Raw genomic sequence first — 17459 nt, 5'->3', positions numbered from 1 at the left:
GATCGTGGGCCGAATCGAGGGAATCCTCGCTGTTACGGCGGTCATGATGCCGGAAGATATTGGTTGGTGACGTACTTGGTGAGGTCGATGTCACCGTTGAGCGTTTTACCGTCGTTGTCTGCCAGGAGATTGTTCTTGACCATGTAGGCGAGGGTTTCTCGCCACACCTTCATATCCATTGTTCCGGTAGTTCCCTTGGGGTCCACGAAGAGGTAGGAGCTCTGGTATTTCGATACGTAGTCGACTTCCGCGGTGTCGATCTTTCCGGGGAAGAGCTTCGTCAGAGCGGCGTTTCCCGGAGCCGGATCCGCGAGAGTCTGGTTGTAGGCCTCGGTGAAGGCAGCCAGGAATTTCTTTGCCACATCCGCATGTGCTGCCAAGAAGCTGTTATTAGCGATGACCAGGTTTCCGTACATATCGGGTACGCCGTACTTCAGCGCGTCCCATGTGCGCAGCGACGCCTCCCCGCCCCGGAAGTAGAACTCGTCGCTCTTGTAGATCAACGCGCCGTCGACCTTGCCGCTCGACATCGCTTGGTACAGCGTGTTCCCGACGGTTACCGGCACGATCTTCTTGGTGCCGCCGTCAGCGGAGATCATGGTGTTCGCCATGACCTCCTCGTTCGCTGAACCATAGGTGCCGAGCCGACGGCCGCCGAGGCCCTGTGGCGAGGTGATATCAGAGGATTTCATCACCGCGAGAATGTTGGGATTGTGCTGGTAAAGCGCGTATACCGCGGTTACCGGCAACCCTTGTGCGAAATCGGCCAGCGCGTAGGTCGCGCCCCAGTTGAGAGCGAAGTCGGCCTTGCCCGAGGCGACAAGCCCGTCTGGGGCCGCACTGGTGAACGGGAGGATATTTACCTTGATGCCGTGCCGCGCGAAGATCCCGTTCTCGACGGCGAGAGCAAGGCCGTTGTGCGCGGGGCCGGGCATGTAGTCCAACGCGAACGTCACGGTGGCGAGCCCACCATCGGTGCCCGCCGAATCGGAGCCCGAACCACATGCTACGAGCCCCGTCGACGCGAGGACTATGGCCGCGACGGCGGTCGTCAGGCGACGCGCCGCGCGGCAAGTCAGACCCATCTTGAAGTTGACTGGTTTCACCGCTTGCCCTTTTCAGATTAATTGTATCGAGCGTTCATACAATCATTCTGTCTAGTCATGTGGCGGTAATCCAGTGCAATTGTGTTGATTCACATATGATTTACATGGCATTGCATAGTATTGCGATGTGGTTACGCCCGTGTCATGCCTGTTCGTCAGACCCAGTTGCCTCCGTAGGTCGTCGTCTTCTGCAGCAGAAGTAGGCGAGTGGATCGCACGTCGGGCAGCAGGTCGATCTCGCGGCGTCGTTGCTCCAGATCGGCAAGGGTCCGGCTGTGGAATTCCGACAGAATGGGGTAGGTGCCGAGGGTCTGGTCGACGTAGTGCACATCCGCCATATCGGCCAGCTGATGCATCACGGTTGTGGCGCTGCCTCGCAGCTTGATGCAGACGATGCCGAGGCTCTGCCGACCGAGCGCGGCCGGGTCGATGATGGTGCGGATCTGGACGATGCCCGACTCCATGAGTTTGACGGCGCGTTGCCGTGTGGCCGCGACGGAAAGTCCGGCAGCTTCGGCCAATTGCGCGAATGGGGTTCGCCCGTCGCGCTGGAGTATCTGCGCGATCGCGAGATCGACCGGATCCAGCGGCTCGTTGCGTGCAGCGGTGTACCAGGCCGGTTTCTTACGCTGGCCCGTACGAGCTGGATTGAGGACTTCGGTGAGAACGTGCGGGTCGACCTCGTCGACTGTCGGGTGCGCACGAAGCCGTGTGTTGGTGAACTCGGCGGCTTCGGCCAGATTGGCGAACGAGCCTTGCGCAAGCACAGTGATCGCGTCGGTCATGGCCCCCGCCCAGGAGATCTCGGGCAGGGCCCAGACATCCTCGAGCACTTGTGCCGCATCGGACAGCACCTTGATGAAGAACACGATTACTGCTGGCCTACCCAGGTAATCCGGATTCACCAGCCCGAGAACCTTGAAGACGTCCCTTTCCGCGAGCGCGCGCATGCGGGAATGGATGGTCGCACGGGAAAGGCCATGCTCCTCGGCAAGGCCCTTGACCGTGGCTCGTCCCTCTCGCTCCAGTGACTGCAGCAGTTTGCGGTCGATCTCGTCGATGCGGATGCCGGATCCGGTGAACGTTGTATCGGGCCGCGCCGATTCCATATCGCTCCCTATGTCCGAATACTTCACGATGCCGAGTGCAAGAGGCGGAGTTCCTCTTCGAAACTGCGACGGAGCCCGCGTTGGTCGACGGTATCGAGCCACGTCGCCTCGATGCCGCGGAGCGACATAGCGCTGAGGTCGGCGAAGCTCCATCCGTACCACTGCGCGGCCAGCAGATACTCCCGGCCGATATCCGAACGCACGAATGACGGATCGTCGGTCCCGAGTGTCACCGGGATGCCCGCATTCATCAGCAGTGTGGCGGGGTGGGTCGCCGGCGCGAGGTAGCGGGCGTCCAGCGGGCCGAGGATATCGCGCGTGATGGTCAGGCAGCACGTCACAGGCACGCCGGAGTCACGCAGCCGCGCCATCATCTCAGGATCTTGCGCCACGGGGTAGCCATGATCGATGCGGTCGCACCCGAGGTGATCAAGACAGGTGATCAGATCGCGTGGAGAGGTTTCCGTCAGGTGTGCGGTGCGCTTGAACCCCGCCGCGCCGGCGCGGCGGAAGACGTCGATGAAGCGATCGTGGCCGGAGATCGGGAGGTACTCCGGTCCGTCGAGGCCTACGCCGATGAACTCGTCGCAACGGTGTCGCAGGAGTTCGTCGAGCATCGCCTCTGCGTAGTCGGTCGGCTCTTCTCTCAGAAAGCAGGCGATGAAACGGATCGTCACACCCGAGTCGGCTGCCGCGGCGCGCGCCCCGGCGACGAGTCCGTCACGGACCTGGACGAAGGACATTCCCGTGCGCATGAGCGCGGTGGGGTTGACGAACATCTCGACGTATCGAAGCCCGGCAGCGTGGCTTTCACGTGCGAAGGCCTGCACGACGAATTCCAGGTCATCGGGGGATCGCAACATGCCGGCCACGAGGTCGAGGCCGCGGAAGAACTTGGGCTCGCGGTCGTCGTCGGTGGCCGACACGAGGTCGAAGGCATCTCGCACGGCCGGCTCGTCGATGTGACGCCCACGCTGTCTCGCCAGTTCGAGGAGCGCGGTGGGGCTGACGCAGCCGTTCAGGTGGCAGTGCACATCCACCTTGGGCACCTGTAGCGCCAGGGTGGCTATGGAGGGAACGGTGTTCATGTGGGCCTTTTCTGTTATGGGTGGACCGGAGAGGCGAAGAGTGGGACGACTGCCCGCTTCGAGTAGTCGACGACGCCGTATTCGGAGAGACCGATCTCGGGAGTGCCGGTGATGCCCAGGATGCCCAGGACCATCATGGGGTGCTCGACCCGGCATCCGAGGCGGCGGGCCGCATTCTCCAGCCGCGCCTCGGCATCCAGGTACTCCGCAAGGGAAAGCGCGGACATGATTCCTTCGACGGGGAGCGGCAGGAGATGCACGACTTCGCCCTGATCGACCACCACGTCGCCGCCGCCGTGGCGAATCACGGTGTTGATCGCCAGCGCCACGTCGGCCGGAGTGCGGCCCACGCACAGGATGTTCTCGTCATCGGGAGAACACGACGTCGCGATCGCGCCGGAGGTTAGTCCGAAGCCGGTGACGAGCCCCAGTCCCGGTGGCCGCCGGTCTCGCGGCTTGCGTACCACATAGGCCGCGATGCACAGGTCGTCCGCCTTGTCGACGCGCACGGTCCCGCCCCGCACGGGAACCGTGATCGTGCTGGCTTTGCGGTGGAATGCGTTGTCGGTCAGCTCGATCACCAGCGCCGGGATGTCGCCGTCGACCGTCGCCCCGATGGTGACGTCATCGCTCGTGATCACCGGTCGTTCGAACGGCACGGCTGTCACGGATTGCGCGCTGCGCGGTGGGTCCTCCTCGTCGCCGAGGTAAACCCCGTCGCGAGCGGCCAACCTCCCCTGAGCGAAGACCATCCGTGGCACGAACTCGGTCAGGTCGTCACACACCAGGATGTCGGCCCGTCGCCCGGGCGCGATGCTTCCCACACGGTCGTCGACCCGATACATGCGCGCGGTGTTGATCGTCGCCATCTGGGCGGCCGTGCGCGCCGGAAGGCCGAGTGCCACTGCGTCACGGACGAGACGGTTCACGTGGCCTCGCAGCATGACATCGGCAGCGGCGAACTCGTCGGTGCAGAATCCGATCGAGTGGGAGAGCTGGGGGTCGTCCGTGACCAGACCGATCAAGATCGGCAGGAAGGGCTCGACTGGAGAGTCGCGCAACAGCGCATAGAGCCCGAGCCGAAGTTTCGCACGGAGTTCCTCGATATCGAAGGCCTCATGGTCGACGCTCAGGCCGGCCGCGACATGGGCGGCGACCACACGCAGGTCTCGGTCGGCGCAGGGGACCGAGCCGTAGATGCCCAGATTGCGCCGGGCCGCCTCGGCGATGGCGGCCGTCGTGACCGCATCGTGCTGCTCGACGAACCCGGGGCAGAGTTCCCAGACGCCCACGCACTCCGGCCAGGCCATCGCGGTTTGCTGCTGCTCGATACCCCACGGTTCGGGTGTCGATGCCGCGGGCACGGTATAGGGGAGGCGGAACGGTGAGGCCCATAGGACATTGAGATGCGTAGCGGCGAACATGTCGAGGGCACGGCGAACTCCGTCGATGCCGCCAGCGGCTGCCGTGTGATCGAGTCCGGTGACGATCGAGGTGGTCCCTGCCGGCACCAGCGTCTCGGCGACCGCATGCGGTGCTAGTCGGCTGTTCTCCGGATGGAGGTGGCCGTCGATGAAACCAGGCAGCAGAAATGCGCCGGTGACATCGACGACATCTGTGTCGGAGTTGCGGAGATCGGCACAATCACCGACGAAAGCGACTCGATCACCCACCACCGCCACATCGGCAGGCCTGATCTCACCGGTCGGCGTGAAAAGTACCGAGCCGCCTTGGAGTATTCGGTCCGCTGGTCGTCGGCCCAGTGCCGTGTCGACGAGGGGAGCCCACTCGGCCGGCTTCATAGCATGGTTCCCGGGTCCGTCGTAATGCTAAGTGACTCTCGTAGGCGGTGAGCAAATCGACCGTATTGAAGCATCATGACGATAAGTTTGTATCGCCCGAGGGAAACGAGCGAGGGGTGCCCAACGGACGTTGCACAGTGTTTACAAGGGTTTACCTGGGCAACTCGTAACAGGCGGCCAAGCTCAGGATCGGTGCCTGCTCCTCATGATCGTCGGTGACCTGGTACTTGCTGATCGAGATCGCGCGACGCGAGCGGGATCGGTTGGTGGCCGAGCTCGAGCAGCAGATTCAGTCGGCTTCGCTGCGAGGATCAGGCGCAGGGAAGCTCCCGCCCGAGCACTCGGACGGGCGCCCTCGACTATCAGCCGCGAGCTTGCCCGTGGCACGCGCCGGCCCAAGACCGGATATCGGGCGACGGTGGCCCAGGCCCTGGCAGACAAGCGAGCGTTCGACCTAAAGTCCCACTGCTGCAGAGTAATACCCGATTGGGCGACTATGTTGAGCAACATTTGCAGGTCAAACGGAGTCCCGAACAGGTCAGCAGGCGACTGCCGATCGAGTTCCCCGACGATCCCCAGATGCGCGTGTCCCACGAGACGATCTATCAGCGCTCTATATTCGAGGCCGAAGCGCACTCGAACACGAACCGGCACAATGCTTGCGGACCGGTCGCAGCCTGCGTAGGCCACGCCGCAAACCCGGTAACGCCGCAGTCGACTCGCCGGTATGGTCTCAATCCGCGAACGGCCCGTCGAGGTCGAAGACCGGGCGGTACCTGGACACTGGGAAGGCGACCTCATCACCGGAACAGCCAACGGTTCGGCCATCGGCACGCTGGTCGAGCGCGCATCCGGGTTCGTCATGCTGGATTTGCCGCACACCCACAAGGCCCTGGACGTCCAGAAAGCACTGACCATCGCGATGGCCAGGCTGCCGCGCGCCCTGCGCCCGGACACTGACCCGGGACCAAGGCCAGGAAATGGCCAACCACGTCCAGATCGCCGCCGCGATCGACTTGGACATCTACTTCCGCGATCCGCACTCGCCCTGGCAGCGCGGAATCAACGAAAACACGAATGGTCTTCTGCGCCAATACTTTCCGAAGTTCACCGACCTATCCGTCTAACACCATCGAGTACCAGCCACCGATCGAATACGAACACCTCTACCATCAACAGACCACCTCGGCAGAAGTGGCCTGAACTGAGTCTCAACCGGATCCAGGACGGTTCACAGTCGACGCACCGGTCACAACTCGATGCCGCTGTCGATAAGCAGCGCTCGGGCCGCGGCACGCACGCTCGCCGGATCGGGCCAGCCGAGCATGCGCAGTGCACCCTCGGGGACCTCGTGTACTGCGGACGCGGGGTCAGCGCCGTCGTCGGATCGGACGTTGATCACCGTCTCGACCAGCCGGAACGGCAGGTCCACCGCGACCGGCACCCCGCCCGAGCCTACTTCGATTACCACCGCCGCTGCCAATGTCCGGTAGTGCCTGCGCAATTCGTCGCGACGCAGGCGAAAGCCCGCGAACCGCTCGGTGCGCAGTTCCGGCAGCACGTACAGCGCCGCCACATTCCAGCGGCTGGTGCACAGCTGCCATACGTCGTACCAGGCCAGCGCGTACAGCCGAGGCGCGGCCGGACCACCGCTGGCCAGCAGCCGCTGCGAGAGCAGCAGCGGAATGGCGATGGTGTCGGCCAGCAGTGCCTCGAGGATGTCGTCCTTGGCGGCGAAGTGGTGGTAAAGCGATGCCTGCCGGATGCCGACCGCGTCGGCCACCGCACGGGTGGAGGTGTTGCCGTATCCGTTGGCGGTGAACAGTTCCGCAGCCGCGTCGAGGATCTCGGCCCGCGCCGTCTGCCCCCGGCGACGCCGCTGCTCCAGGCGCGGTCGCCCGGGACCCACCTGTTTCATGTCAGCACCTGCGTCATGGCATCAACCTAACCGGGCGGTGGTGGCGCGTGCCCGGCTGAGCTGCCCGAATCACGCGCTCACGAATTTCTGTCACTCGATAGAAACATTGGCAAACAAGAAGTTACCGAGCGAAGTGTGATCGACACTCCAGCGTCATCGAATCCGACACATGGCGGGAAAAACTGTCAATCGACAGGGTGAGCGGAACTCGCCGCCACCACCGATCGCCAGCCGGAGCACGAGATGAGCACTGCGACAGCCGAAACCACTTCGGCGCCCGGGACTTCCGCCGCCGAGATCGCCGGGCTCCGCGTGGCCTTCCGGCGCGACGGCCGGGACATCCACGCGCTGCGCGGGGTATCGCTGGCCGTACCGCGCGGCGAAATCCTCGGGCTGGTCGGCGAATCCGGTTCGGGCAAGAGTGTGCTCGGTATGGCGCTGCTCGGGTTGCTGCCACGCACCGCCACCGTCGACGGCACGGTCGAGGTGGCCGGAGCGGACATGCGCGGCAATGATCCTCGCGTTCTGCGGAGGGTGCGCCGATTGCATCTGGGTGCGGTGTTCCAGGATCCGATGACCTCCCTCAACCCGACCATGCGGATCGGTGCCCAGGTGATCGAGGCGGCCGGCAGCGCGGAGGAGGGCGAGCGGCTGCTCGCGGCGGCCGGTGTGCCGGAACCGCGCCGCCGCATGCGCAGCTATCCGCATGAGCTGTCCGGTGGGCTGCGCCAGCGGGTGATGATCGCGATGGCGGTGGCGGGCGACCCGGACCTGATCATCGCGGACGAGCCGACCACCGCGCTGGACGTCACCGTGCAGGCGCAGGTGCTGGCCCTGCTGCGCCGCATCTGCGACACCATGGGCACCAGCATCCTGCTGATCACCCACGATCTGGGCGTGGCCGGCCAGATCGCCGATCGCATCGCCGTCCTCTACGCCGGCCGCATCGCTGAGATCGGCCTCACCGCTGAGGTTCTCGCCACCCCTGCGCACCCTTACACGATCGGCCTGCTCCGCTCCCGCCTCACTCTGGACACCCCCCGCATCTCCCCTCTTCCGACCCTCCCCGGCGCGGTCCCCGCCTCCCCTCTGCCCGGCTGCGCCTTCGCCCCCCGCTGCGACCGCGCCACACCCGACTGCGACCACACCCCACCCGATCCCCTCCCGATCACCCCCACCCGCACCAGCGCCTGCCCAATCCCGGCACCCTTCACGGAACCTGTGATCCCACAGCATGATTCGGCCACTCGGCCGCACCTGGCCGCGGCCGCGCCCGGCGATCGGTCATCCGACCACCACACCGAGCCCGAGTCCTCGGCCTCGACACCCGCTTCAGACATCGCCTCAGTGGCAGCTGCGGTTTCGGTCGGGGAGGACGCGGCAAGATCCATGTCGACGGCCGCAGCACGCTCGGCGGGCGCCGAGAGTTCGGTGATGGATGTCGGTGGCGGGGAGTCAGCGCCCGGCAGGCCGGGCGCGGACGGCGCCGGCATCGTCGCGGCGACTGCGGATGTGGTTGGGGAGCAAGTAGATTCGGTCGAACCGGCGGTGGTGTCGGTGCACGATGTGACCAAGACGTTCACGGTCGGTGGGGTGGGGCGGCGGGCTGGGCTGCAAGCGCTGCGGCGCGTGTCGGTGACGGTCAGGTCCGGGGAGTCCCTCGCTATCGTCGGTGAGAGCGGGTGCGGGAAGTCGACGCTATTGCGGGTGATGGCGGGGCTGGAGCAGGCCACCAGCGGGTCGGTAACGTTGGCGGGGCATCCGCAGATGGTGTTCCAGGACGCGGGCGCATCGCTCACGCCATGGCTGCCGGTGGGCGAGCAGATCGCCGAACGTCTGCGTGGCACCGGCATGACTCGTACCCAGCGCCGAGACGCGGTCGCTACCGCCCTCGGACGAGTCGGGCTGCCCGCAGATATCGCGAAATCCCGGGCGGCGCGACTGTCCGGCGGTCAGCGCCAGCGGGTGTCGTTGGCACGCGCGACCGTGGTGCCCCCCGCGGTGCTGCTGTGCGACGAGCCGACCAGTGCGCTGGATGTCTCGCTCGCCGCGTCGGTGCTCAACCTGATCTCCGAACTACGTGCGGCCCTGGACATGTCGGTGGTATTCGTGACTCACGACCTGTCGGTGGCCCGGGTGATCGCCGACCGCATCGCCGTCATGCACCTGGGCCAGGTGGTCGAAATCGGTCCCGCCGACCGGGTGGTCACCGCCCCCGTCCACCCCTACACCGCCGCCCTGATCGCGTCGGTTCCCGATATCGGCGCCACTCCCGCCATCCCCACCGGGGAAGCCGTAAGCCCATTGCACCCGCCCACCGGCTGCGGCTTCCACCCTCGCTGTCCCCTCGCCACCCCTACCTGCGCCGACCCCGCCTTGGCCATCCGCCTGGAAGGCCGTCCCGGCAGCCCTCACCAGGTCGCCTGCATCGAACGGAAAACGAACTGACCATGGCGAAATTCATATCCGCACAGGCGATCGGGCACCGACGCACAGTGCTCGGCGAACCATCGCTGTCGAGCGCGGCGTACCGGCGATTCCCGGCAACGGAAGCGACGGCTCTCGGTGCCACCGAGACACCGCGTGAACGGGCCATGCTCATCAGGTCGGCCGCATCATCCGGGACGCGAGCCGCAATCGCCGATCTTCTGGCCCGCACCGTGATCCGGCACCGCACCTCACGCAGCGACAGACGATATCCGGCGGTGTCCGCGCTCGAACCAGGCGCTGCCTCCATGGCATTCGGTCAGGCACATACATCACCCGGACAGCGAGCTGACAGGGCGAAAACCTCTGTGGCGATCGCAATCCGGCGGTGCGCGGCAACTGACGGCCACGCCGCTCGGGCGCAGCATTCGCTCGCACTCATCGGCCAGAGACGAAAGGCGAACTGAGATGGCGATCTCCATTCCTATCTCGACGGTCCAGAAGTGGCGCGTGCGCGTGCCGGCAATCCGGCCGGTGGATCGGGCAGTCGTGCTGAACTGGGCAGGGGTGTCGTTGCTGCCGCTCGTGACGCTGGTGGCGGTGGCGGTGCCGGTACTGGCGCCGCACAATCCGCTGGTGCCGATCGGTGCGCCGTTGCGGGCGCCGGGGATCGATGGGTTCCTGCTCGGGTCGGACAGTATCGGGCGGGACATTCTCAGCCGGGTCCTGTACGGAATACGGGCCAGCTGGTTGGCCGCGCTGGCCGTCGTGGCGGGCGGGCTGGTGGTCGGCGGGCTGGTCGGACTGGTGGCGGGGGCGGCCGGCGGAGTGCTCGACGCGGTGCTGATGCGGATCACCGACGCGTTCCTGGCACTGCCGGCGCCGGTGCTGGCCGTTGCGCTGGTCGCCGCTCTCGGGCCCGGATTCACGCACACCCTGATCGCCGTGTCCATCGTGTGGTGGCCGTTCTACGCCCGGCTGGTGCGCGGCGACGTCGCTCGGTTCGCGGCCCGGCCGCACCTCGAGGCTGCGAAGCTGGCCGGGGTGGGCCCGGTCCGGCGCGCGGTCCGGCATCTGCTGCCCGGCGCGTTACCCAACGCGCTGGTGGCCGCCAGCATGGACCTGGGCACCCTCATCCTCACCCTGGCCGCCTTGTCATTCCTCGGTCTCGGGCAAGCCGCTCCCGCACCGGAACTGGGCGCCGACGCCGCCCGCAACCTCACCTACTTCCTGCAGCAGTGGTGGGTGCCGGTGATGCCCGGCATCGCCGTCGGCGTCCTCGCCCTGATCGGCAACGTGTCCGGCGACTGTCTGCGCAACCTGCTGAAAACCCGCTAGGAGCCCGCCGATGCGTACCTTCGTCCTGTCCCGGCTGGCCTCCATGCTGGCCATCCTGGTCTTCCTGACCGCCGTCATGTTCACTCTGCAACGCATTTCGCCGCTGGACCCGGTGCACGCTCAACTCGGCGCCCAGGCCACAACCGAGGCGATCGCCGCGCGCCGGCACGCCCTCGGCCTTGATCAGCCGATCCTCGTGCAGTTCTGGCACTACCTGCTCGGCGCCGCGCACGGCGACTTCGGCGTCTCCTATCGCACTCGCCGCCCGGTCGGCACCGATCTGGCCACCTACGTGCCCGCCACCGCCGAACTGGCCCTGTACGGCATCCTCATCGCCCTGGTACTCGCAGTGCTGCTGGCCGTGGGCACGACCCTGCGCTGGCCGGGTGCCCGGCTGCTGCGCGCGGTCCTGTTCGTCGGCGCCTCCACACCGCTGTTCCTGCTCGGCATCGTCGGGCTGATCGTGTTCTACCAGCAGCTGGGCTGGCTGCCGGCCAACGGCCGCACCATGATCAGCGGCGCCCCGACCGGCCCGACCGGCATGCTGACCATTGACGGGCTGCTGGCCGGCCGGTTCGACGTGGTCTCCGACGCGCTGAACCACCTGGTGCTGCCCGCGTTCGCGGTCGCGATCGGCCCGGCCGTCGCGATCGGCCGGGTGCTGCGCTCCAGCCTGCTCGAGGATCTCGACAGCGACTATGCCCGCACCGCGATCGCCAAGGGCCTCAGCCCGGTTCGCGTGCTGCTGCGCCACATCCTGCGCAACTGTGTCGGTTCCGCGCTGTCGATGACCGGACTGCAAGTGGGCCTGATGTTCTCGGGAGTGCTGGTAGTCGAGCAGGTGTTCGGCTGGCCCGGCCTCGGACAGTACGTCGCGCAGAGCATTCCGGTCGCCGACTTCCCCGCCATCGCCGGGGTGGCCCTGCTGCTGGGCGCCTTCTACGTCGTGCTCAACACCGTGGTGGACCTGCTGCAAGCCGCCGCCGATCCGCGCCTGGCCACCGCACGCTGACCCTGCCGGGCCCGCCTCCGTCCGGTCCTTTCCTCATCCGACTTCGTTCCCGAATCCCAGGAGACCCCATGAGAATTCCGCGTCGCCGTCACCTCGGCGCCCTCGCCGCCGCCACCGCGGTGGCACTGGCCGCCACCGGATGTGGTTCGGGCAGTACCGGTCCCAATGCTGCGCCCACCGATCACGTGCTGCACCTGTCGTTCCTGCAGGACCCGGGCCAGCCGCCGGACCCGGACGTCTTCTACGCCGCCCAGGGCCTGCTGCTGACCACCAACACCTACGAGGGCCTGCTGCAGTTCGCGCCGGGCACCGACAAGCCTCAGCTGCAGCCGCTGCTGGCGACCTCGTGGACGGCCTCGCCCGACAACAAGGCCTTCACCTTCCAGCTGCGCCAGGGCGTCACCTTCCACGACGGCACCCCATTCACCGCAGCCGCCGTGAAGGCGTCCTTCGACCGCCGGCTCGCGGTGAACCAGGGCCCGGCGTACATGGTCTCGGAGGTCGATTCCGTGACCACCCAAGGCGATTTCGGGGTCACGATCACGTTGAAAGCGCCCAATTCGGCCTTCCTCGACTACCTCGCCTCCCCGTACGGCCCGCGCATGATGAGCCCGGCCGGGCTGGCCGCCAACGCCGGCACCGACCACGACCAGACCTATCTGACCACCCACGACCTCGGCACCGGCCCCTACACTCTCACCGACGCCCGGGTCGGCGCCCACTACGCGCTGGCCGCCTACCCCCGATACTGGGGCGCCAAGCCGTATTTCACGAGTGTCGACATCCCGGTGATCACCGACACCTCGGCGCAGCAACTGCAGTTCAACAATGGTCAGCTCGCGGCGATCATGCACGACCTGCCGTCCTCGGCGGTCGCGTCCTACATCGGCAACGCCAAGTACGCCCATTATTCACTGCCGTCCATGATGTCGGACTACCTGTACCTGAATCCGCACCACGGCCCGTTTGCCGATCAGGCGGTCCGCACCGCCGCCCAGAAGTCGATCGACCTCTCGCAGCTGGTGCAGCAGGCGTTCTCGGGGCGCGGCAAGATCGCGCCACAGGTGTACCCGCCCAACATGATCGCGCCCGAATTCGCGCAACAGCACGTGAACCACGACACCACCGCCCTGGCCAAGCTGGTGGCGACGCTGCCGGCGGACAAGAAGTCGATCACCATCGGCTACGACTCCTCCAATCCGGACAACCTGTTGGTGGGCAACCTGATTCAGGCGCAGCTGGCCGCACTCGGCATCACCGCCACCGTGCAGGGCTACCCGACCTCGCAGATCTACGGCTGGATCGGCACCGACGAGAGCCAGGCCCCGGATATGCTGGCCCTGGTCGGCTGGCCGGACGCGCCGTCGCCGTACACCTGGGGGCACATCAGTTTCGACCCGGACGGCGGCCTGAACTACCTCGGCTGCTCCGCGCCCGAGGTGACCGCCGCCTCGAGCGCGGGGAAGGCGACCGGCAGCGACGACGCCTTCTCCGACGCCGCCGAGAAGGCCCTGGCCACCGGCTGCTGGCTCAACATGGTCGACATCGACGACTTCATGGTCGCTCAGCCGTGGCTCGCGGGTGTCGCGGAATCGCACGTTGTATCCGAGCCGAACACGCTGCGGCTGGCCTCCCTGTCGGTCCGGTGACGTGATGGCGACGCTCATACGGCCGGCCCGCGCCCGGCGAATCGTATTGCTCACCCTCGGCTGGGAGGACCTGCCCAAGGCGATCTCGGTGCACGGCGCGCCGCCGCACGAGCGGCTGCGGGAACCCACTCCGGGCGTGCTGATCCAGACCGACGGCGGCTGGGTGCTGCTGGATACCGGCTTCAACACCGCGCTCATCCGGGATCCGGCGCTGTACCGGCGCTTCTACCCGAACGTCGAGTACATCCCGGTGCTGCCGGGGCCCGGTGAACCCATCGAGGAGTCCTTGCACGACATCGGCATCGATATCGACGACATCCACACGGTCGCGGTAAGCCATCTGCACCACGACCACGCGGGCGGGCTGAAACTGTTCGCCGGGCGAGTGCCCGTGCACGCCCAGCGGCGGGAACTCCAGTACGGGCTGGCGAATCATCCGGAGCCCGAGCATCACGCCATGGCCCGCGTCGACTTCGACGATCCGCGCATCGACTGGCGGCTCGCCGACGGCGAGGCCGACATCGCGCCGGGGGTTCGGGCGGTGCCCACCTACGGGCACACGCCCGGGCACCAGAGTTTCGTGGTCGAACTGGACGAGTCGGTCGGCGGAGGCGGTTTCGTCTTCGCCTTCGACGCCGCCGATCTCACCGAGAACATCGAGCAGGAGCTGGCCATCGGCGGCTACGTCGACGTCGATCCGCAGGAGACGGTGGAACCGATCCGGCGGCTGAAGAAACTCGCGGCCGACAAGGGCTACCCCCTCATTCCCGGCCATGATCCGCACGCCTGGCCGCACTGGACCGAGCACTTCCGCGAACGGTTCGGCGAATGACGGCCCCGATCACGACCCTGGATTGCGCGGGCCTGTGGCGGCGCACTCTGCTGACCGCCCCCGGCGTCACCGACACAACCACCGATGTCCGCTGGCTGCAAGGGCTCTCGCGGTTCGTGGACCTGCGGCGGCCGGCATCGCGACCGGACTTCACCGGGGTACGCTGCGCCGCCGAGGTCCAGGATCTGCCGACGGCACATCGGGACTGGCTGGCGGCGGTGGACGGGTTCGCCGGCACCCTGGTCCGGGACGGCGACCTGTTCCACTGGGGTCGCGACATCGGCCTGCAGCCGGCCGGGCCGTTCCCGGACGAGGGCCGCATGCGGCTCGCCGGCGCGGTGATCGTCGAGACCGGCGTGCACGCCGACTACGTCGAACACTGGGAACACGAACCGGCCGAACCGGATTCGGCCCGCTGGGCCCTCGAACTGTCCGGCCCGGACGCCCGCGCGCTGCTGGTCCGCGTGGGCGACCGGTTCGGCTGGGCGGCCCGGGTCGGCGCCGGCGTCGAGCTGTCCCTCGGCACGGTCACCGAATCCCACTGGACCATCACCGATTCCGCAATTCCGTGGCGGGAGGGCTGCGAGCTGACCCCGACTGCAACCGATTCCGCCACTGTGCACACCCACGACATCGGTCCCGACGGCCGGCCGGTGCGCCGCGCCTGGACCGTCACCGACACGGAAGGAAAACCACAATTATGAGTGGTCTCACCTCGTTCACCTCGGTCCCGGTCATCGACATCAGCGGCCTGCGCTCGGCCGAGACCACCGACCGGACCGCCGTCGCCACCGAGATCGGCCGTGCCGCAAGAGAAGTCGGGTTTTTCTATATCGCTGGCACCGGCCTGGATCCGGTACTGTTCGATGAGCTGCTGGCCGCGACGAAACAGTTGTTCGCGCTGCCGCTGGAGGAGAAGATGCGCTCCTACATCGGCCGATCGCGCTGCCACCGCGGCTACGTGCCGCTGGGCGAGGAGGGCCACTACTCGCCCGGCAGTACACCGGATCTGAAAGAAGCCTTCGACACCGCGCTGGACCTGCCCGCCGACGACCCCGACCATCTGGCGGGCAATCCCATGCTGGGCCCGAACACCTGGCCGGACCTGCCCGGTTTCGCCACGGCGGTGACGGACTACTACCAGGCGGTGCTGGCGATCGGCCGGGACCTGTTGTGGGCCTTTGCCGTCGCGCTCGGCGAGGATCCGGATACCTTCCTGCGCTTCGCCACCAAGACGCCCAGCCAGCTGCGGTTGATCCACTATTGGGAAGACCCCGGCGCGCAGGACGCCCAGGGCATCGGGGCGCACACCGACTTCGAATGTTTCACCCTGCTCAAGCCGACCGCCCCTGGCCTCGAGGTGCTCAACGGCGCCGGGCAGTGGATCGACGTGCCACCGATTCCCGGCACCTTCGTCATCAACGTCGGCGACATGCTGGAACTGTGGACAAACGGCGAGTTCGTGGCGACCACCCACCGAGTCCGCAAGGTCACCGAGGAACGGTACTCGTTCCCGCTGTTCTTCAACGTGGACTACGACACGGTGGTCGCCCCACTGCCCCAGTTCGCCGGACCCGGCCGGCCGAACCGGGCGCCGCTGCGAGCCGGTGAGCATCTGTTCGCGCAGACCGCGCAGGTCTTCCGCTATCTGCGGACCCGGATCGAATCCGGCGACCTGGTGCTGCCCGAGGGCTCGGTCGGCGTCGGCACCTTCGGCCAGGGCGCGCGGGTGCCGCACGCCTGACCTGAGCCACGCCGAACTCGAACGGAACCATCACACCGGTACGCTGATAGGACCGCTCGACCGAACTTCCGGCGCGGTGGAGCAGATCACCGGCCGCAGACCAGGCAGTCCAATTCGTTCACAAGGTCAGCAAGCAGATCGACGAGGAACACCATTCGCTGACCACAATCGGACAGTCGGCCTCGACTGCGACCGACGCTCTCGAGCCGCCCCGGTGAGTCCGGAGACTTCATCTCTTGGGAAGGATGGAGTCGTGTCGAGGAGGAAGTATCCGGACGAGCTGCGTGAGCGGGCCGTGCGGATGTTTGGTGAGATCCGTGATCAGCATGGGTCGGAATGGGCGGCGATGCGGGCGGTCGCCGAGTTGTTGGGTTGTAGGGCATCCGGAGACGGTTCGTGGGTGGGTGCGTCAAAGCGAGGTCGATACCGGTGCTCGTCCCGGCGCCACCACGGACGAGTCGGAGGAGTTGAAGCGGCTGCGGCGTGAGAACGCAGAACTCGAGCGCGCCAACGCAATTCTGAAAGCCGCGTCGGCTTTCTTCGCGTCAATGTAAAGATGATCAAGCCCGGCGGGGTTCGCGCTTTTCTTCGCTGCCCCGGCTTCGATGCTGGTGGCTTGTCACGATGTGCGGCCCCGCCGGGTTCCAGCTGGTGGGGTTCGTGGCCTGATAGGAGCGCGCTCTATGCCCGATTGACGCGTGCCCGTCCTCACTCGACTGGGAAGTCTCGGTGCCGTTGGAGAGGATGAAACCCGTTGAACCTGGTCGTTATTGGCGTGGATGCCCATAAGCGCAGCCATACTCTGGTGGCTGCCGACATGGTTGGGCGCCGGCTGGCGGAACGATCTGGAACGGCAGTTGCGTGAACGGGTCCGGCTGCTGGCGCCGAGCCTGCTGGCCGTTCCCGGATGCGGGGTGCTCTCGGCCGCGGTGATCATCGGCGAAACTGCTGGGGCACAACGATTCCGGAGCAAGGATGCCTATGCGCGGTTCACCGGCACCGCGCCGATCCCGGTGTGGTCAGGCAGCACCTCTGGCAAGGTCAGGCTCAACCGCGGCGGTAATCGCTGGATCAACTGCGCCCCGCATATGATCGCGCTTACCCAAACCCGTGGCCTCGGGCCCGGCAAGGACTACCTCGACAAGCTCACCGGACGCGGCAAGGCCCGCGTCGAAGCCATGCGCCTGCTGCGTCGGCGCCTGTCCGATGTCGTCTACCGCGCCTTGATCGTCGATGAACGAGCCGTTGCTCAGCCAGCCGATGCACCGACGAAACCGGCCGTGATGCAGGCAATGGCTGGACGAGTTGCTGACAAAGTCGCCCTGATTACCGGGGCAGCGCGTGGCCAGGGCCGACCGCTTGAATCCGCGTTTGCCGACCGATCCGAAGCGCGTTCCCGTAGGCTCAGTCGCTGCCGTTCAATGGGATAGTCTG

At 66.6% G+C, this 17459-nt stretch carries 13 protein-coding genes and 2 pseudogenes; 10 read left to right on the top strand and 5 right to left on the bottom strand.

Annotated features, from left to right (window positions below):
• Window positions 1-41: 41 nt before the first annotated feature.
• The 4 genes from NM2_RS31930 to NM2_RS31915 all read right to left on the bottom strand — a co-directional run bounded on the left by NM2_RS31930 (window position 42) and on the right by NM2_RS31915 (window position 5105).
• A complete protein-coding gene (locus NM2_RS31930) occupies window positions 42-1106 on the bottom strand; it encodes an ABC transporter substrate-binding protein (protein WP_067676742.1) in 1065 nt (354 codons plus the stop codon).
• Between the two features lie 155 nt (window positions 1107-1261).
• Window positions 1262-2215, bottom strand: a complete 954-nt coding sequence (locus tag NM2_RS31925; protein WP_067676740.1) for an Lrp/AsnC family transcriptional regulator — start codon at window positions 2213-2215, stop codon at window positions 1262-1264.
• 23 nt (window positions 2216-2238) lie between these two features.
• Window positions 2239-3303, bottom strand: a complete 1065-nt coding sequence (locus NM2_RS31920; RefSeq protein WP_067676738.1) for an adenosine deaminase family protein — start codon at window positions 3301-3303, stop codon at window positions 2239-2241.
• Between the two features lie 14 nt (window positions 3304-3317).
• A complete protein-coding gene (locus NM2_RS31915) occupies window positions 3318-5105 on the bottom strand; it encodes an adenine deaminase C-terminal domain-containing protein (RefSeq protein WP_067676736.1) in 1788 nt (595 codons plus the stop codon).
• A gap of 334 nt (window positions 5106-5439) precedes the next feature.
• Between NM2_RS31915 and NM2_RS53475 the strand changes: the two are divergent.
• Window positions 5440-6229 (top strand): annotated as a pseudogene (locus NM2_RS53475) (IS30 family transposase); the annotation flags it as partial.
• 125 nt (window positions 6230-6354) lie between these two features.
• Here NM2_RS53475 and NM2_RS31910 read toward each other — a convergent pair.
• The gene (locus tag NM2_RS31910; RefSeq protein WP_067676735.1) at window positions 6355-7023 is read right to left on the bottom strand and encodes a TetR/AcrR family transcriptional regulator; all 669 of its coding nucleotides are present in this window, start codon (window positions 7021-7023) and stop codon (window positions 6355-6357) included.
• 243 nt (window positions 7024-7266) lie between these two features.
• Between NM2_RS31910 and NM2_RS51995 the strand changes: the two genes are divergently transcribed.
• The 9 genes and pseudogenes from NM2_RS51995 to NM2_RS51030 all read left to right on the top strand — a co-directional run bounded on the left by NM2_RS51995 (window position 7267) and on the right by NM2_RS51030 (window position 17455).
• Window positions 7267-9471, top strand: a complete 2205-nt coding sequence (locus NM2_RS51995) for a dipeptide ABC transporter ATP-binding protein (protein ID WP_245718312.1) — start codon at window positions 7267-7269, stop codon at window positions 9469-9471.
• A 447-nt stretch (window positions 9472-9918) separates the two neighbouring features.
• Window positions 9919-10788, top strand: coding sequence for an ABC transporter permease (locus NM2_RS31890; RefSeq protein ID WP_067676731.1), 870 nt, complete (start codon window positions 9919-9921; stop codon window positions 10786-10788).
• Window positions 10789-10798: 10 nt separating this feature from the next.
• Window positions 10799-11800 (top strand): ABC transporter permease, encoded by a 1002-nt coding sequence (locus tag NM2_RS31885; RefSeq protein WP_067676729.1) that lies wholly within the window; start codon window positions 10799-10801, stop codon window positions 11798-11800.
• 68 nt (window positions 11801-11868) lie between these two features.
• Complete coding sequence (locus NM2_RS31880) at window positions 11869-13449, top strand: ABC transporter substrate-binding protein (RefSeq protein WP_067676727.1); 1581 nt, start codon at window positions 11869-11871, stop codon at window positions 13447-13449.
• Window positions 13450-13453: 4 nt separating this feature from the next.
• Entirely contained in the window at window positions 13454-14281 is an 828-nt protein-coding gene (locus tag NM2_RS31875; protein WP_067676779.1) for an N-acyl homoserine lactonase family protein, read from the top strand.
• On the top strand, window positions 14278-14985 hold the full coding sequence (locus tag NM2_RS31870) for a hypothetical protein (RefSeq protein WP_067676725.1): 708 nt from the start codon (window positions 14278-14280) through the stop codon (window positions 14983-14985). The genes NM2_RS31875 and NM2_RS31870 overlap by 4 nt, the downstream gene beginning before the upstream one ends.
• Window positions 14982-16025 carry an isopenicillin N synthase family dioxygenase gene (locus NM2_RS31865; protein ID WP_067676723.1) on the top strand — a complete coding sequence of 348 codons (1044 nt, stop codon included), beginning with the start codon at window positions 14982-14984 and terminating at the stop codon, window positions 16023-16025. The genes NM2_RS31870 and NM2_RS31865 overlap by 4 nt, the downstream gene beginning before the upstream one ends.
• Window positions 16026-16326: 301 nt before the next feature.
• A pseudogene (locus NM2_RS49510) lies at window positions 16327-16573 on the top strand (transposase); the annotation flags it as partial.
• 231 nt (window positions 16574-16804) lie between these two features.
• Complete coding sequence (locus NM2_RS51030; RefSeq protein ID WP_218026030.1) at window positions 16805-17455, top strand: transposase; 651 nt, start codon at window positions 16805-16807, stop codon at window positions 17453-17455.
• The last annotated feature ends 4 nt before the right edge of the window (window positions 17456-17459 follow it).

The sequence above is a fragment of the Nocardia miyunensis NBRC 108239 genome (genome assembly GCF_001613065.1).
Lineage (GTDB): Bacteria > Actinomycetota > Actinomycetes > Mycobacteriales > Mycobacteriaceae > Nocardia > Nocardia miyunensis.
Note: the sequence above shows the minus strand (reverse complement) of the source record. Positions and strands in the feature narration are given on the sequence as shown.

What these genes read in the sequence shown, in the direction of transcription:
- NM2_RS31880 (WP_067676727.1), top strand. Translation starts at nt 11,869, where the DNA reads ATGAGAATTCCGCGTCGCCGTCACCTCGGCGCCCTCGCCGCCGCCACC.
- NM2_RS31910 (WP_067676735.1), bottom strand. Translation starts at nt 7,023, where the DNA reads ATGAAACAGGTGGGTCCCGGGCGACCGCGCCTGGAGCAGCGGCGTCGC.
- NM2_RS31885 (WP_067676729.1), top strand. Translation starts at nt 10,799, where the DNA reads ATGCGTACCTTCGTCCTGTCCCGGCTGGCCTCCATGCTGGCCATCCTG.
- NM2_RS51995 (WP_245718312.1), top strand. Translation starts at nt 7,267, where the DNA reads ATGAGCACTGCGACAGCCGAAACCACTTCGGCGCCCGGGACTTCCGCC.
- NM2_RS31865 (WP_067676723.1), top strand. Translation starts at nt 14,982, where the DNA reads ATGAGTGGTCTCACCTCGTTCACCTCGGTCCCGGTCATCGACATCAGC.
- NM2_RS51030 (WP_218026030.1), top strand. Translation starts at nt 16,805, where the DNA reads ATGCCCATAAGCGCAGCCATACTCTGGTGGCTGCCGACATGGTTGGGC.
- NM2_RS31915 (WP_067676736.1), bottom strand. Translation starts at nt 5,105, where the DNA reads ATGAAGCCGGCCGAGTGGGCTCCCCTCGTCGACACGGCACTGGGCCGA.
- NM2_RS31875 (WP_067676779.1), top strand. Translation starts at nt 13,454, where the DNA reads ATGGCGACGCTCATACGGCCGGCCCGCGCCCGGCGAATCGTATTGCTC.
- NM2_RS31890 (WP_067676731.1), top strand. Translation starts at nt 9,919, where the DNA reads ATGGCGATCTCCATTCCTATCTCGACGGTCCAGAAGTGGCGCGTGCGC.
- NM2_RS31920 (WP_067676738.1), bottom strand. Translation starts at nt 3,303, where the DNA reads ATGAACACCGTTCCCTCCATAGCCACCCTGGCGCTACAGGTGCCCAAG.
- NM2_RS31870 (WP_067676725.1), top strand. Translation starts at nt 14,278, where the DNA reads ATGACGGCCCCGATCACGACCCTGGATTGCGCGGGCCTGTGGCGGCGC.
- NM2_RS31925 (WP_067676740.1), bottom strand. Translation starts at nt 2,215, where the DNA reads ATGGAATCGGCGCGGCCCGATACAACGTTCACCGGATCCGGCATCCGC.